Below are 14305 nucleotides of genomic sequence, written 5' to 3' on the forward strand. Positions count from 1 at the left end.
CTATTGGTGATCGGGAAAGGCGAATACTGCCGCAATGCGGTTGCGCCATTGCGGTACGAGAGCGGATTCCATGACCCGGTGGCTCTCATAAGCATGGATGAAACGATCCGCACCGGTGACAATGCCAAGATGTTTGGCGGCCATCCCATCGCGCCAGCGGAAGATGATAAGGTCGCCCTCCGCCATCTCGCCAATAGTCTTGGCGGGCATATGCCGGCTGGCCGCCTCAATGAGCGGATCACCCTGCCCGGCCTCCGCCCAGTCGGCGGAATAAACAGGAACGCATTCCGGCTCGCAGCTATAGAGCGTGCGCCAGATGCCACGCACCAACCCCAGACAATCGCAGCCCACCTGCCATGTGGAGCCACCATGCCGGTATGGCGTGCCTATCCAGCGCCGTGCCTCGGCGACCACTTCATCAGCAATGGTCATGACACCAGTGCCCCACCGTCAAAATTGCCTGTGCCGTCAGCATAGTTGTAGGCGGCGTCATTGCCGGGAAGATGCGGGAAGCCGCGGAAATTGGTTGCATTGGCAAACTTGGCCTTGCAGGTGGCAAAGCTCTTGTCGCAGCCCGGCAGAAGCGAGAATACGTCACCAACTTGCATATCAGGAATGGGACCGTCGCGCAGGTCGAGGCGCATGCCTTCCGCTGACTGTTTCTGGCCGATCACCACCGTGGAACGGCCAGATTGCCAGGTCAGCAAGCCGTTGCGAAACCAGTTCGCATCATGCGCCTGCAACCCGCTGACAACCAATGCTCTATCCGATATCACGCGAACAATGGTTCCTTTCTGCGCACCGCCCCGATAGGTGCAGCGTGCGTCCCCAAGCTGCGCATCGCAGAGCCGCGTTATCCGCCGCCCCTTCACCTTGTCCAGATCGACAGCGCTGCTTTTCAGTTCCGCAACAAAACGGCTGCCTGACCGGGTGACTGTGCCTATCCTTGATCGCCGCAACAATATGCGCTGATCCGGAGCAGTCCAATTGACCAGAAATGTTTCAACGCTGGCATTGTCGAAGGCGCCAGCCTCCACATCTCGTTCGGTGATACTGAGCGACGACAGGGCGCCTTCAACCTCGGCGCTGTCCACAGCCAATCCCAGAGCACTTGTTGCTTCGCTGGCGGTCAGGCCAGTTTGCGGCTCACATGCCACGCCATCTATCGTGAGCACCTGATCATGATCGGTGAAACCATGGATAATGCCGTCCGCCCGGCGAATGACCCAGCAAAAACAATGGGTTGTTACATCTGCCGAAAGATGTGATTCAAGCGCGGCAGGAAGGCGGTTCATGCCTTTACCTCGATGATGGGAATGGTCGGGATTTCACCCGCCTGAAAGGATTTGATACTGAGGGTCAGCCTGTCCACATCGAAGCGAACGGGAACATCAAAGGCGAAGCCTGCGGTCACAACAGACCCGGCAGGCGGTAATCGTCCCGGCTGAAACACGATCCTTCCCGTCAAGACATCAACAACAAAGTCGGTGGGCTCCCGCTTCTCCGCGCCTGCGACCGCAACCCGTACCGAGCCGACCTGCGGCTTGGTGATCGGGCGGATATGATCGCCATAATGCTTGCGCAGCTGGAAGATCGCCTGTTTTCCATCGCCTTGTCCCAGCGCCTGATCTGTAGCGGCAATCGGCTTTCCTGCCGTAGAGGATTGATGATCAAACGGATCGCGAAACCGGAACGCATGCAGCGAACCGCGCCGCGCTTCAAAGAATGTGAGTACCGTTTCCAGATCGGCCAGCGACCGCACGCCCGTTCCCGCATCGTAGTGGTGGCGCGAGGCGGCCCAGCGCGCATTGCGCTGTTCGTGCCCTGAGGTCAGTGACACGATTTCGTTCTTCCATTCCGGACCACCCGTTGCGCCAAAGGATACGCCGAGCGGAAACCGGATATCATGAAAAGCCTGCATCTCATTGTTCCTACAAAGTGCGCGCGCCGCGACGCACGGCACGCGCCAGCATGCCGGTCAATTGCGCTTCGGATTTGCGGAAGGAATTGGCATCCGGTGTGTTCACATGCATGACCACCTGCATGGGCGAGGCACCGCCTTGTGCGGCAACGCCCAGCCTGCCATCGGCACCGCGAGTCAATGGCATGACAGCCTCTGCACCGGCCTCGCCCATCAGTCCGAGCGATCCGCCTCCACCGAAATAGGTTGGTCCGGAAACCACGCCGCCCTTGGCAAAGGGCTTTGCGCCGCCCAGCGCCCCGATGAGGTCTGAGAACATGGATGAACCCAACCCCTGAAGAGGTTTCATGCCTTCCGTCAAAGCCATGTCCAGCATGCTCTTGCCCAGCTGACGCAGTACATCCCCGAGATCTTTGCCGCTGAGGGCAGCGCTTTTCAGAGATCCGGATAGAGCGCGACCGAACTGATCGGAATGGACCTGCAAGTCCGACAAGGCCTTTTCGAAGCCTGATGTATCGGCATCAATCTGCACCATCGTTTTCTCGGTCATTCCTGTTCCTTATTCATAGTTGGCCCATCGGGAAATTGCTGCATCATCAGCTCGAGAACGGGCCGCGAGGGTCCGGCGTCCCTTGGCGGCGGCCCGAACGCCGAACAGATTTCCCGTGGTGTCATTGCCCAGAAATCGCGTGTGGAAAGCCGCAGCAGCCCGAATCCTGCTGCCATGATGGTCGCCCATGGAAAAGCAGCGGTGGAATCTGCTGCGGCATTCAAGGGTTTGCGGTGGATTGCTCCGGTTTTGATTCACCGAATGTCGCCGCCAGCAATTGACTGACGATATGCGCAAAACCTGCCGCACCACCCTCGACCTGCATCTGCGCGACCTCTTCCAGCGATAGGTTATTGCCACCACCTTTCAGCCCTGCCGCAATGATTTTGGCTGCATCCCGTGCGGAAAGCGGACTAGTTGAAAAACGCTTGAGCAAAGCGCCCATATCACTTGCGGCAAATGCGTCTTCCAGTTCCGCCAGTGCGCCAAGCGTCAGACACAGTGTCCATTCGCTACCATCCAAGATCGCATTGATTTCACCGCGATGCCGGTTCGCCATCAGACAAGCTCCGTGAAACCGATCAGACCGGCTGACTCCAGGGCGATGTCAAAGGTGACTTCGGAATCGTGTTTGCCTGAATATTCAAGCGCCGTGATCTGGAACGACCCCTGCAGGGAACCGAAATCCGGCAGGATGATCTGCCATGTCAGGATATTGCCCGCGAAGAATGTTCGCCGGATCACCGCATCGGACTGCGCATCCTTGAACAGCCCCGAACCGCTGATCGAAGCGCGTTGCACACCGCTGCCACCCAGCAACTCACGCCAGCGTCCCGCTGCATCCGCGTCAGTAACGTCAACCGTTTCCGTGTTGAAAGCGATACGGTTGGACCGTAGCCCCGCGCAGGTGACGAATTTACCGCCCGAATCCTGCACTTTGAGCAAGATATCCTTGCCTCTCTGAGCGCCCATTTTTGAACCTCCTTCAATGCAAAAAGGCACCTCAATGGGCGCCTTGTTTCACTCGATATATCAGGGTTAAAGCTCTTCGGTCATCGCACGGTACCGCATGATACCCGCATAACCGCCGCGGCTTTCGGCGGAAAAAGTCTGCGATTGTTCGAGGGTGAAACTGACAAGTCTGTGCCCTTCCAGCTTTAAGGCGAGCAATAGGGCCAAGCTGTCCAGCCTGCCCATGATCTCAAACACTGTTTTCCTGCCGGTGCCACGATTCCAGATATGCAGCGTCAGAAAATGCTCGCTGCCGCGCTCGGTAAACGTGCTCCAGTCATAGGTGCTCGTCGTCCCGAAGGTGATATAAGGAAACACAGCCTGCTCCGGCACATGGTCATAGATGCGTCTATGTACCCATTCATTCAGAGCAATATCGGTTGTCAGCACCTTGAGCAGCGCTTTTTGCAATTGAAGCCCGGCGCTGGTCATCGTTCTGGCTTTCGCTTGCCGCCGGCTTTCGGCTCGTCCCGGATCGGTCGCGACGCGTCTGCTACCTCTTCACACAGCTCAATTTTGCGCCAGCGCAATGTCCGGATGAGATCCGTGATCGTCATCTGCATGCTGAGTTTCATAGTCCCTCCTCCCGTGCGCGGCAGATGAGATAACGGCCGGTTTCATCGGGATCATGAATGGTGATGAGCTGGAAGAAGCGGCTACCCCTGCGCAAGCGCATGCCGCTTTGCAGGTCATCGCGTGACCGCATGGTGATGCGATGGGTAACTTCTGGCAGGCTTTGTTCGCCAAAGAGAACCGTTGCCGCCCCTACCGGTTCGATATGGACCCAAAGGGTTGCGATTTCACGCCACTCTTCGACGCTGCCATTCACATCGTCATCGACGAGAACGGCGCGTTCCAGCTGCAGCTCATGCGCCAGTTTACCCGGATCGATAAACAGCGTCGGCATCACAGGGATATCCTTCGCCACAGGCTTACAGCGCGCTCGAATGCCGGTGTCAGAGAGACAGGATGATCGGCGGGGCCAACGGCACCACGAAACTCGTACCAATGGGCAACCAGGGTCATGAGCGCGTGCTTGAGCGCATCCGGCACGTCAAGCGCCGTTTCCCCGAACCCTGCGATGAAATCAATCTCCAGTCCGCCCAACCCGTCAGCCTCATGGTGCAGGTGAAGCCGGGCCGGACGCGTAGCTGTTTCCAGATGCATCTGAGCGATGGGGAGAATGACCGGCACGCCATCCGGCTCGTAAGCCGTGACGCAAACAATTGACCGCACCGGATGGCGGTCAATTTTGACCAGACCATCTTTTGGCCATTGATCGACATAAAGCCTCTGGGTCTGCTTGATCAACGCAAGCCCGGTCTGGGCTTCCAGCGTTTCCCGTGCCGCCTTTAGCAGACCGGAGAGCAACATATCTTCGCCTGTCCCGCTCAATCGCAAAAACTGGCGCAGATCCGCCAGCGCCACCGGCTCCACAGCCGGTGGCTTCACTACAGTTATGGTCATGGAATTTCCTGAATTAATGAGGCGATTGCATAATCAACATGCGCCCTCGTGGTTCGACAGGCTCACCATGAGGGAGATGGGTGATGAAAGGGAGCCAAGTTCTGCAACCTTTGCAATTGGCTTTGCAGTCACCCATTTTCCTCATCCTGAGCTTGTCGAAGGGCGCACAATGTTCATGCAGCGCTAAGGATCAAGCAGCGAATTTCAGCAGCTTGATCGCATCGAAGTCCTGCACACCGCCACCCACGCGCTTGGTTGTGTAGAACAGCACATAGGGTTTGGCTGAATAGGGATCGCGCAGGACCCGAACACCTGTGCGATCGACCACCAGATAGCCACGGGCAAAATCTCCAAAAGCAATGGCTGCCGTGCCTGTCGTCATGGCGGGCATGCCTTCGGCCTCGCTCAGCCGGAAACCGAGCAGTGATGCCTGTTGGCCCGGAGCGGCAGGTGGGGACCAGAGATAGTGCCCATCATTGTCCTTGAGTTTGCGCACAGCTGCCTGGGTCTTGCGGTTCATCACCCAACTGGCATTCTGCCGATAGCCGGCCTTCAGCGTATAGACCGTATCAAACAGAATGTCCGATGCGCCCAAAGCAGAAAAGCCACCGGCAATGCCGGTTGAAAGATTGCCAAGCTTGCCCCAGCTCCAGTTTGCGTCGGCGACGCTTTCATAAGTCAGGAAACCTTTGGGCTGGGTGGTGCCGTTGCCATTGATGAAAGCCTGTCCCTCCTGCTCGGCGAACGCGGTCTCTACCTCGGCGGAAATCCACTGTTCCACGTCAACTGCCGCATCATCCAGCAATGATGACGAGGCGGCCGGCATAGCGTACAGTTCCATGGTGGGAAACTGAAGTTCCGCCAGTTTTGAGGCTTCGGTCTGTGGCCGGGCATCGGTTTCGCCAACCCAGCCAACCACCGGGCCTTTGACCGCAAATGGCTTCTTCAACACGGAGCCCGATACCTGCCGTACAGTTGCCAGTGCGCGGATGGGCGACAGTACTGCCAGCCGCGTTCCAATATCGCGTTCCAGCTCCGGCGGGACAAGGTAGCCACCATCGGGCGAAGAGCCGATGGATAGGGCCTTGGCTTCAATCGAGCGGACGCCCTGCTCGTCGCCGCGCCTGATATAACCCTCGAAGGCGTTTTTGTGTTCCAGTGAAAGCAAGGGACTAAACCCCGTTTCCAGAGCCGGGCGGGCTTTCTTCAGCAGCATATGATCGATGACACGTTTCTGCTCATCAAGTGCGTGATTGATACGCTCGACCTTGTCATGCGTCAGAACATCGGCGCTGGCGCTTTTTTCGATCTGTTTGATGCGCTCGTCATTGCTGTGGCGGAACTCTTCAAAGGCATGCATGAAGTCGTCGAATGCCTCGGCGACGTTTTGTGTACCTGCGCTCTTGGTTTCGGGTGCCAGTGTTGATGTTGGTGTCGAAAATTGTTCGGTCATTTCAAATCCTTTGTGTGTGAAGTGAATAGAATGATTCAAGCGCGGATACGCCGGGCGGCGGCCCGCAGGCTTACCGCCAGCACCGCATCAATCGGATGCAGTGCCTTGACCTGCCCCACCCGCGCGGAAGGCAGCATCGGAAATGTCACGACAGAGATCTCCCACAGATCGGCCTCGAGAATGCGCCTGACGCCAGCGCCGTCAGCCCTTGCCTTTACGGTGCGAAAGCCAATGGAGAGCCCATCAATTGCCCCTGCCCGCATCAGTTCCAGCACCTCGCGGCCACGCGTAACGCCTGTTGTCAAACGCCCCTCGACATAAAGGCCGCGTCTGTCCTCATTGATACGTGTCCAGATGCCGATGGGTTCATTGGCATCGTGCTGCCAAAGCATCCGGATGCCGGAGACGCCGCGCTTGCGAATGGACGCTGCAAACGCACCCGGAGCAATCACATCCTTGCCAAGATCGACTTCGCCAAACAGGCTGGCATAGCCGGAGAAGCTTCCGTCCAGTTCGACCCGTTCTATTGCCAGTCCGGCAAACTTCTTCTCAATTCGCTCATTTTCCAGCATTGGCGATATCCCTTTTTGTTGAAGAGCTTGGGCCATCCAGCGGAGATTTTGATTCACCCATGCGCGCTGTGATACGGGCAAAAATGCCAAGTGCCGTCCACGCCGCCAGACTGGCAGCGGCAGCGCCCATCAGCATCAATTCGCCATCGCCAAGCTGGCCGCCAATATCAAGTTCGGATGCAATCTTCACGCCGGCCAGTCCGCCAAAGGCGAGCCCGCAGACAATCCCAACGATAAAGCGGATGGCTGCCTCGCTCTTGTCCTTCGGCAGCATATAGGCAAGTGAGACGGCGGAACCTGCAATGGCACCAGCCGCCTTTGCCGCCAGAATCCAGGCGGCATCGGACCAGTTTGTCATATTCTTTCTCCCGAAAATTCAGTCAGGCTTACGGGCATATCCCACAGCCTCTCTCTTCTCGTCATCGCTCAGGAATGGCGCTGCAGATATACGCTGCCACAGCGCATCCCGCTCCATGGACAGCCCATCAATGCGATCGAAATCCGGTTCCAGCCGCAACCGTTCGCCATAAACAGGGCCGAGCCAGTTTCCGATTGCCTTGGCCGTTCGAGTGATCAGCGGAATCACCGCCAGACGATAGAATGCGCGATTGGCTTCGGCATAATTGGCATAGGTATTGTCACCGGGAATGCCGAGCAGCATCGGCGGAATACCGAAGGCCAAAGCGATGTCGCGGCTGGCAGCATTTTTAGCAGCAATGAAGTCCATATCGCGCGGCGACAGGCCCATGGATTTCCAGTCAAGCCCGCCTTCGAGCAGTAAAGGGCGTCCCGCCTTGGCTGCGCCGGTATACCCCTCTTCCAGTTCTGTCTTCAGCCTGTCGAACTGAGCTTCGGTCAAACGTGCCGTGTCCGCAGGCGCATAAACCAGCGCGCCTGATGGACGCGCGGAATTATCGAGCAGCGCCTTGTTCCAGACGCCAGACGCGTTGTGAATGTCGAGCGCCATCAGGGCCGCTTCAAGCGGCGCAAAGCCATAATGATCATCAAGCGGATGAAACAGTTTGAGATGCAGCGCCTGCCCGTCATCAAGTGCAATGGTGCGCTTACTGGCACCAACGCCGTAGCCCAAAGCCACCGGCCATCCATTATCACCGGTGATGATGCGCACGCGATCCGGGCGCAGCAGATGCAATTCGGCTGCACCATTCCCGGCGCTAACCCGCTCTATGTAGGCGTTGCCGGAAAGCAGAAGATGACCGTACAGCGTTTCCAACAGGCTTGCTCCGTCGGCGCCGCGATGCGGATTTGACAGCAGGTCAAGCAATGGATGCTGCGTATGTTCCGTCCGCCCTTCGTAGAGTAGCCAAGGTGTGGCGGCGGCGGCTTCCGCCAGAAGACGCACACACCGGTAGACAATCGGGTTGCGCATAAATCCTTGCCGCGACAGACCCGTATATCCACTCTGCGACCAGCGTGCCTCCCGGTCAAATTGCAGCGCTACAAATCCTTGCGCTGCCTTGGTGTTAAGACGCGGATGTTCATTCGCGGCGCGCCAGCGCCACGGCCAATGAAGTGCCATGGAAAATATTCTCTCTGATTGTTGAGATAGGTCAGATCACGAGGACAACCGCGTGAGGAAAATCGCGCTGTCGTTTCAACCCTGCATTCGTGGAATTTCGCGCAAAACCCGGCAATGTGTTGAACCGGAACGAGTTTTGAGAGCGAAGCAGTACACACCGAGCCAGCCGGTGTATCGGGACGATGGGCCTCCCGACCACAGCAATGGCCTTGCTCTCAAACTTGGAGGTAAATGATGTGGTATCTGCCACTTAGCATTACCTTAGAAATGAAAAGAACCCGGAGCAGCTGGACACTGTCAATCCGGGTTCAATTCATCATCTAAGAAACGGGGCGCGGGCGAAAGCTCGCGTCCCACTCCAAGACCTTACAATAATTTCCCGGTCTTTCCAAGCAACCCAGAGTGGACGCTCCATTCAACGGGTTGAATTCCCCGATCTCGAGACAACCCAGTTCCGCCAGAACGAACGCAATTGCAACTCTGCATTCGTGGTCCTGTTCGAAAAACCCGGCAAAATGGTGAACCAGAACGAGTTTTGAGAGCGAAAGCAGTACACGTCGAGCCAGCCGGTGTATCGGGACGATAGGCCTCCCGACCACAGCAATGGCCTTGCTCTCACACTTGGAGGTGAATGATGTGGTATCTACCACTTAGCATCACCCTGGAAATGAAAAAGACCGGACGAGCTGGTACCTCGTAATCCGGGTCAATTTCATACACTAGGAAAAGGGGTGCGGGCGAAAGCTCGCATCCCACTCCAAGACCATACAATAATCTCTCCACTTTTCCAAGCAACCCGAGGTTTAGTCCATCACGCGAATACGCGGACTGATGTCTTTTTTCAGCATCAGTTCGCTCAGAGCCCAGACCAATGCATCCACACGATCCGGCGAACGCCCGTTTGATAACCCTGCATGGGTGAAATCGCACATCTCATCCTCCAGTGCCGGAAAGCGGCCAGCGTGCCTGATCCTATCCTGTTCATACAATGCGGCGATGGGTTCAGCCCGCAGCGCTTTGCCGCGATTAGCACGCACGCCGCGAACTGGCACAGTGTTATCCTCAGCAGCGATTACAGCGGCAACCATATCGCCGCCCTGGTTTATCTCAGCCACGATCAGATCGGCCTCCAGCCTGTAGAACAGCTGGATGGAACGTTTGGCCCATTGAATAGGTTTGGCGGGAGCGAAACTCTCATCGGCGAGTATCCAGCCTATACCTTCCGCATCAACCCCTGCAGCAACGATCCCGCAAGCGTCGGACTTTCGCGTTGCGCTGGCTGGCGGATCGATAGTGACGACAATCCTCTGCATTTCCGGGACGTCGGCACGATAAATCTCTTCCATCATTGACCGCGACCACAGGGCATCACGGCGCTCCTCAATCAGTTCGCCATCAAGCTCCTGTCGTCCCAGCCGCGTTCCACCATAGAGCTTGCCCATATGTGCAAGAAAGCTCTGGGCCAGATTGGCATTATTCTCGGCGGTGCGCATCCGGCTCACCAAAACAGCACTGTCGTTCATCAAAGCCTTTAGCAAGGCGATCGGCTTTGGTGTTGTTGTTACAATCTGCTTCGGATTTTCGCCCAGCCGCAAACCAAATTGCAGCATGTCCCAGGTTTCCTGCGCATGTTTCCACTTGCCCAACTCATCACACCAAGCCGCACCAAATTGCGGTCCGCGCAAACTATCCGGATCTTCGGATGAAAACATTGCCGCCGTTGCGCCATTGGCCCAGACAAGCCGTCGGCGCGTTGCCTCAAAGCGCGGGCGGTCAGTCCTAGACACCGCCATGATGCCGGACGGTCCGTCAATCATGACTTCGCGCACATCCGCAAGGGTTTCACCAACCAGTGCGATGTTGAGCGCGGCTGGCGGTTTAAACGGCGGAAATCCATGCACAATGCTGTTCACCCACTCGGCTCCGGCACGTGTCTTGCCGGAACCGCGCCCGCCAAGGATCAGCCAGGTACGCCAGTCATGATATGGTGGCTGTTGGCTCGCCCGCCCCTGAAATATCCATTCATTGGTCAAGGCCTGTATCTGCACGGGGCTGAGATTGTTGGCACACCAGTTCATCCGCTCGGCATAGGGCAAGTTCATGGATTCTTCCATCAATGCGAACCAGCGCTTCCCGCAGTTCATCCGGACCGAACATTACGATAGAGCGTTGCTGTTCGGTCCGCTTCTGCTGCATTTCACTGAGCCGGTCCATGGTCCGTGCCAGTTGCGCCAAGGCATCCAGTCGCGTTTTGGCTGAGGCCGTTTCATCCCCCAGTTGCAACTGGTCCAACTCCTTGCGCAAAAGCTCCATGAGATCGCGAATAAGGGCAAATTCACTATTTTGACTTTCGAGATATTGCAGCGTCAGCCCATCGTCGACGACCAGTTGCTCAAGCGCCGTTTTACTAACCCCAAAGACCGGTGCCATTTCATCAGCTGATATTCCGTAATGCCGGCAGAGATCATAGGCATGCCGTCGACAGAGCGATTGCTCCCCGCGCGTCATCATTGTCATGGATAATCCTTGAGGATGTCAGTTCGTTCTCGGGTTGAATTTTCCGGACACATTTCTGACGATAACCAGAACCTACAGGAGTCCCGTTACGCAGTCAAGGACTATTTTCCTAAATATGATTATTTTCTTTTGTACTTTGAATGGTCAGGCGGCTTTCTTCCAGCCCAGTGCCAGCAGACCCGCCCCAATCATCAGTGAACCGCCGGTGCGATTGACGATGCGCTGGACCTTTGGCTTGCGGATCGTCTGACGCGCCATGGATGCCATCAGCGCGTAGGTACCAGCATTGAGTGTAGCGAGCACAAGGAATGTCGTTTCAAAGATCGCCATCTGGGTAAAAACCGGACGTGTCGTGTCGAGAAACTGCGGCAGGAAGGCCACGAAGAAGATGATGCTTTTCGGGTTCAGCGCTGTCACCACATAGGTATGCAGAAAAATACGCAGCGCACTTTCGTTCCTCTCCGGAGTATCACTCGTAGCGGTATCGGTAACTGGAGCACGCCAGAGTTTGATACCGAGATAAATCAAATAGGCTGCACCGATCCATTTGAGTACAGTGAAGATGGCCGCAGAGGTAGCAAGCAGCGCACCAAGGCCGAGCATGGAGGCGGTCATAGCAGTAAAATCGCCCAGCGCCACACCCGCAACGGTTGCAGCGGCAAAGCGACGGCCATGGCCAAGCGCATAGGAAATAACAAGCAGAATGGTTGGTCCGGGAATCGCCAGAAGGATTGCCGATGCCGCGACGAATGCCAGCCAATGTTCAATAGACATGCTTGTTTTCTCCCAACCTAAAAACACAGCAATCCATCGCCGCGAAACAATTGCAAGTGGAATTTTCGGCGGAATTTTCGAAAGCCCGAAACCCATCAAATCTTGGTGCGAATCCCCCTACCCCTTGTGGCATGCCAATAAAAAGAGTTAGATTTTTCCTGATGATGGGAAGGAATGAAACGGACTGCCCTGCGTTATAACGGTCATCATAAGAAGCTGTTAAGCGTAATCGGCTACACCATATCTTCGCGGGAAGACGTGGCTGACGACAGGCAGACAAGAGATTGGCATGATGAACGAGCCTCAGGCCAAAGACACTCTGGCCAAGAACAAACGCAAGCGATTCAAGGTCTCGCCACTGCTTGGACTTGATGCGTGGATTGATTCGTCGCTCTACGAGTTGCGTTTCCGCCTTGCCGAATTCTGGGAAGATACAACCATCTTCTTCCGCCGCTTCCACGTCTCAGGCTGGCGGCGCGCGGTCGTGGAGGTTCTCAGCGAAGGTTTTACCTGGGGCACCGCCGGTTCCGTGGTGATGCTGACGCTTGCCATTCCTGCCTTCCACGACACCGAAAAGAACTGGCGCACGCGCGACGATTTTGCCATTACCTTTCTTGATCGCTACGGCAACGAAATCGGCCAGCGCGGCATCCTGCATCGCAGCGCCGTGCCCATCGATGAATTGCCTGATCATGTCATCAAGGCTGTTCTTGCGACGGAAGACCGCCGCTTCTTTGACCATTTTGGCATTGATTTTCTTGGCCTTTCCCGCGCCATGACGGAAAATCTGCGTGCCAATTCCGTGGTTCAGGGTGGTTCCACCATCACGCAGCAGCTGGCGAAAAACCTGTTCCTGACCAATGAGCGCAGCATTGATCGCAAGATCAAGGAAGCTTTTCTGGCGCTGTGGCTGGAATCCAACCTTTCCAAAAAGGAAATCCTGCAGACCTATCTCGATCGCGCCTATATGGGCGGCGGAACGTTCGGCATTGCGGCGGCCTCGGAATTCTATTTCGGCAAGAGCATCAAGGATGTGAATCTGGCTGAAGCCGCCATGCTCGCAGGCCTGTTCAAGGCGCCGGCGAAATATGCACCGCACGTCAACCTGCCTGCTGCCCGCGCGCGCGCCAATGTGGTGCTGAGCAATCTTGTGCAGGGCGGACTGATGACCGAAGGACAGGTTGTCGGTGCCCGGCGAAATCCCGCAACGGTTGTGGATCGCGGCCGGTCCGAAAGCCCCGATTATTTCCTCGACTGGGCGTTTGATGAAGTGCGCCGCGTTGGCCAGAAACTGCCCTCCCATACTCTGGTGGTGCGCACGACGCTTGATACGGGCATCCAGAAAGCCGCCGAGGAATCGGCTGAATATCATCTGCGCCAGTTCGGCAAGGAATATAAAGTCACGCAGGCGGCCGTCGTGGTGCTGGAGAACAACGGCGCGGTGCGGGCAATCGTTGGTGGCCGCGACTATGGCGAAAGCCAGTTCAACCGCGCCACGGCAGCGTTGCGTCAGGCGGGTTCCTCATTCAAGCCCTACGTCTATGCTGCGGCCATGGAAAAGGGCATGACGCCCAAGACCATGATTTCAGGCGGTGCTGTTTCGTGGGGCAACTGGTCGCCACAAAACTATTCCCGTCAATATCTCGGGCAGATCGATCTGACGACCGCACTGGTCAAATCGATCAACACGGTTCCAGTACGTCTCGCCAAGGATTATCTGACAACCGCGCCGATCGTAGCGCTGGCCAAGGCCATGGGCGTGGAATCGGTGATCAGTTCGCACAAGACCATGGTGCTCGGCACGTCAGGCATGACCGTCATGGATCAGGCAACGGGCTATAATGTGTTTGCCACCGGCGGCATTGCCGGTATGCGCCATGCCTTCACCCAGATGAGCGACCAGAACGGCAAGGTTCTCTGGGACTGGAAGACTGATGGTGATGCGCCGCATCGCGCCCTTACGGAAAAGGCTGCATTCAATATGAACATCATGCTGTCGCAGGTGCCCGAATGGGGCACCGGACGGCGCGCGGCCCTGCCAATGACGCGCGTGGCGGGCAAGACCGGCACCACGCAGAGCTATCGCGATGCCTGGTTCGTCGGCTTTACCGGCAACTACACCGCCGCCGTCTGGTTCGGCAATGATAATTTCACGCCGACCAAGGAATTGACCGGCGGCATCCTGCCCGCCATGACATGGCAGCGCTTCATGAATTATGCACATCAGAATATTGATCTGAAGGCCATTCCGGGTATCGATCCCACCATGCCGAAACAGGAGAAGGTGGCCGCAGCCAAACCGGCAACGGGTGACGATGTTGATGCCCTCAAAGCGCAGGAGCGTCCGCGGGTTTTGTCCAATGCGACCGTTACCTCCTTACGTGAAATCGGTCAGGCCCTGAAGGAAGCACCCGAACTGAAACTGCCCGTCCTGCCAGCGAAAGTCTCTGCGCTTTGATCGCGCAGTGCTTGCTTATGACCAGCGCTCCCGTGTAGTCCT

The 14305-nt window shown here is 56.8% G+C and carries 19 protein-coding genes; 1 reads left to right on the forward strand and 18 read right to left on the reverse strand.

All coding sequences use genetic code 11. The features are described 5' to 3' along the window. The 18 genes from FHW17_RS10655 to FHW17_RS10740 form a co-directional block, all read right to left on the reverse strand. On the reverse strand, nucleotides 1-432 hold the full coding sequence (locus FHW17_RS10655; RefSeq protein ID WP_182509803.1) for an NlpC/P60 family protein: 432 nt from the start codon (nucleotides 430-432) through the stop codon (nucleotides 1-3). Continuing rightward, a complete protein-coding gene (locus FHW17_RS10660; protein ID WP_182509804.1) occupies nucleotides 429-1295 on the reverse strand; it encodes a DUF2163 domain-containing protein in 867 nt (288 codons plus the stop codon). Before FHW17_RS10660 ends, FHW17_RS10655 begins: the two co-directional genes overlap by 4 nt. Continuing rightward, a complete protein-coding gene (locus tag FHW17_RS10665; protein WP_182509805.1) occupies nucleotides 1292-1921 on the reverse strand; it encodes a DUF2460 domain-containing protein in 630 nt (209 codons plus the stop codon). The genes FHW17_RS10660 and FHW17_RS10665 overlap by 4 nt, the downstream gene beginning before the upstream one ends. A gap of 10 nt (nucleotides 1922-1931) precedes the next feature. Further along, nucleotides 1932-2471, reverse strand: coding sequence for a phage tail tape measure protein (locus FHW17_RS10670; RefSeq protein WP_112523283.1), 540 nt, complete (start codon nucleotides 2469-2471; stop codon nucleotides 1932-1934). Then, nucleotides 2468-2695, reverse strand: coding sequence for a phage tail assembly chaperone (locus FHW17_RS10675; protein ID WP_112523285.1), 228 nt, complete (start codon nucleotides 2693-2695; stop codon nucleotides 2468-2470). The genes FHW17_RS10670 and FHW17_RS10675 overlap by 4 nt, the downstream gene beginning before the upstream one ends. Beyond that, a complete protein-coding gene (locus FHW17_RS10680) occupies nucleotides 2692-3030 on the reverse strand; it encodes a gene transfer agent family protein (RefSeq protein ID WP_182509806.1) in 339 nt (112 codons plus the stop codon). The genes FHW17_RS10675 and FHW17_RS10680 overlap by 4 nt, the downstream gene beginning before the upstream one ends. Further along, complete coding sequence (locus FHW17_RS10685) at nucleotides 3030-3443, reverse strand: phage major tail protein, TP901-1 family (protein WP_112523289.1); 414 nt, start codon at nucleotides 3441-3443, stop codon at nucleotides 3030-3032. The genes FHW17_RS10680 and FHW17_RS10685 overlap by 1 nt, the downstream gene beginning before the upstream one ends. 66 nt (nucleotides 3444-3509) lie before the next feature. Continuing rightward, nucleotides 3510-3914 (reverse strand): DUF3168 domain-containing protein, encoded by a 405-nt coding sequence (locus FHW17_RS10690; RefSeq protein WP_112523291.1) that lies wholly within the window; start codon nucleotides 3912-3914, stop codon nucleotides 3510-3512. After that, a complete protein-coding gene (locus tag FHW17_RS10695) occupies nucleotides 3911-4057 on the reverse strand; it encodes a hypothetical protein (RefSeq protein ID WP_162700239.1) in 147 nt (48 codons plus the stop codon). Before FHW17_RS10695 ends, FHW17_RS10690 begins: the two co-directional genes overlap by 4 nt. Then, nucleotides 4054-4392 (reverse strand): phage head closure protein, encoded by a 339-nt coding sequence (locus FHW17_RS10700; protein WP_112523293.1) that lies wholly within the window; start codon nucleotides 4390-4392, stop codon nucleotides 4054-4056. Before FHW17_RS10700 ends, FHW17_RS10695 begins: the two co-directional genes overlap by 4 nt. Then, entirely contained in the window at nucleotides 4389-4949 is a 561-nt protein-coding gene (locus tag FHW17_RS10705; protein WP_112523295.1) for a hypothetical protein, read from the reverse strand. The genes FHW17_RS10700 and FHW17_RS10705 overlap by 4 nt, the downstream gene beginning before the upstream one ends. A gap of 190 nt (nucleotides 4950-5139) precedes the next feature. Further along, the gene (locus FHW17_RS10710) at nucleotides 5140-6402 is read right to left on the reverse strand and encodes a phage major capsid protein (RefSeq protein WP_182509807.1); all 1263 of its coding nucleotides are present in this window, start codon (nucleotides 6400-6402) and stop codon (nucleotides 5140-5142) included. A gap of 35 nt (nucleotides 6403-6437) precedes the next feature. Then, nucleotides 6438-6974 carry an HK97 family phage prohead protease gene (locus FHW17_RS10715; protein WP_112523299.1) on the reverse strand — a complete coding sequence of 179 codons (537 nt, stop codon included), beginning with the start codon at nucleotides 6972-6974 and terminating at the stop codon, nucleotides 6438-6440. Next, on the reverse strand, nucleotides 6961-7332 hold the full coding sequence (locus FHW17_RS10720) for a DUF6107 family protein (RefSeq protein WP_091880578.1): 372 nt from the start codon (nucleotides 7330-7332) through the stop codon (nucleotides 6961-6963). The genes FHW17_RS10715 and FHW17_RS10720 overlap by 14 nt, the downstream gene beginning before the upstream one ends. An 18-nt stretch (nucleotides 7333-7350) precedes the next feature. Then, nucleotides 7351-8514, reverse strand: coding sequence for a phage portal protein (locus FHW17_RS10725; RefSeq protein WP_182509808.1), 1164 nt, complete (start codon nucleotides 8512-8514; stop codon nucleotides 7351-7353). Between the two features lie 803 nt (nucleotides 8515-9317). Further along, entirely contained in the window at nucleotides 9318-10592 is a 1275-nt protein-coding gene (locus FHW17_RS10730; protein WP_182509980.1) for a terminase family protein, read from the reverse strand. After that, nucleotides 10537-11031 carry a hypothetical protein gene (locus tag FHW17_RS10735; protein ID WP_182509809.1) on the reverse strand — a complete coding sequence of 165 codons (495 nt, stop codon included), beginning with the start codon at nucleotides 11029-11031 and terminating at the stop codon, nucleotides 10537-10539. The genes FHW17_RS10730 and FHW17_RS10735 overlap by 56 nt, the downstream gene beginning before the upstream one ends. A gap of 144 nt (nucleotides 11032-11175) precedes the next feature. Next, nucleotides 11176-11805: a LysE family translocator gene (locus tag FHW17_RS10740; RefSeq protein WP_112523337.1), complete on the reverse strand. Its 630-nt coding sequence runs from the start codon at nucleotides 11803-11805 to the stop codon at nucleotides 11176-11178. 289 nt (nucleotides 11806-12094) lie between these two features. On the opposite strand from FHW17_RS10740, the gene FHW17_RS10745 reads away from it, so the two are divergent. Beyond that, nucleotides 12095-14263 carry a penicillin-binding protein 1A gene (locus FHW17_RS10745; protein ID WP_182509810.1) on the forward strand — a complete coding sequence of 723 codons (2169 nt, stop codon included), beginning with the start codon at nucleotides 12095-12097 and terminating at the stop codon, nucleotides 14261-14263. The last annotated feature ends 42 nt before the right edge of the window (nucleotides 14264-14305 follow it).

Origin of the sequence: Phyllobacterium sp. P30BS-XVII, assembly GCF_014138335.1 — a bacterium.
In the GTDB taxonomy this organism is placed as follows: domain Bacteria; phylum Pseudomonadota; class Alphaproteobacteria; order Rhizobiales; family Rhizobiaceae; genus Phyllobacterium; species Phyllobacterium meliloti.

Coding starts and splice junctions, on each gene's coding strand:
- FHW17_RS10655 (WP_182509803.1), bottom strand. CDS start 432: ATGACCATTGCTGATGAAGTGGTCGCCGAGGCACGGCGCTGGATAGGC.
- FHW17_RS10660 (WP_182509804.1), bottom strand. CDS start 1,295: ATGAACCGCCTTCCTGCCGCGCTTGAATCACATCTTTCGGCAGATGTA.
- FHW17_RS10665 (WP_182509805.1), bottom strand. CDS start 1,921: ATGCAGGCTTTTCATGATATCCGGTTTCCGCTCGGCGTATCCTTTGGC.
- FHW17_RS10670 (WP_112523283.1), bottom strand. CDS start 2,471: ATGACCGAGAAAACGATGGTGCAGATTGATGCCGATACATCAGGCTTC.
- FHW17_RS10680 (WP_182509806.1), bottom strand. CDS start 3,030: ATGGCGAACCGGCATCGCGGTGAAATCAATGCGATCTTGGATGGTAGC.
- FHW17_RS10685 (WP_112523289.1), bottom strand. CDS start 3,443: ATGGGCGCTCAGAGAGGCAAGGATATCTTGCTCAAAGTGCAGGATTCG.
- FHW17_RS10690 (WP_112523291.1), bottom strand. CDS start 3,914: ATGACCAGCGCCGGGCTTCAATTGCAAAAAGCGCTGCTCAAGGTGCTG.
- FHW17_RS10695 (WP_162700239.1), bottom strand. CDS start 4,057: ATGAAACTCAGCATGCAGATGACGATCACGGATCTCATCCGGACATTG.
- FHW17_RS10705 (WP_112523295.1), bottom strand. CDS start 4,949: ATGACCATAACTGTAGTGAAGCCACCGGCTGTGGAGCCGGTGGCGCTG.
- FHW17_RS10710 (WP_182509807.1), bottom strand. CDS start 6,402: ATGACCGAACAATTTTCGACACCAACATCAACACTGGCACCCGAAACC.
- FHW17_RS10715 (WP_112523299.1), bottom strand. CDS start 6,974: ATGCTGGAAAATGAGCGAATTGAGAAGAAGTTTGCCGGACTGGCAATA.
- FHW17_RS10720 (WP_091880578.1), bottom strand. CDS start 7,332: ATGACAAACTGGTCCGATGCCGCCTGGATTCTGGCGGCAAAGGCGGCT.
- FHW17_RS10725 (WP_182509808.1), bottom strand. CDS start 8,514: ATGGCACTTCATTGGCCGTGGCGCTGGCGCGCCGCGAATGAACATCCG.
- FHW17_RS10730 (WP_182509980.1), bottom strand. CDS start 10,592: ATGAACTGGTGTGCCAACAATCTCAGCCCCGTGCAGATACAGGCCTTG.
- FHW17_RS10735 (WP_182509809.1), bottom strand. CDS start 11,031: ATGACAATGATGACGCGCGGGGAGCAATCGCTCTGTCGACGGCATGCC.
- FHW17_RS10740 (WP_112523337.1), bottom strand. CDS start 11,805: ATGTCTATTGAACATTGGCTGGCATTCGTCGCGGCATCGGCAATCCTT.
- FHW17_RS10745 (WP_182509810.1), top strand. CDS start 12,095: ATGATGAACGAGCCTCAGGCCAAAGACACTCTGGCCAAGAACAAACGC.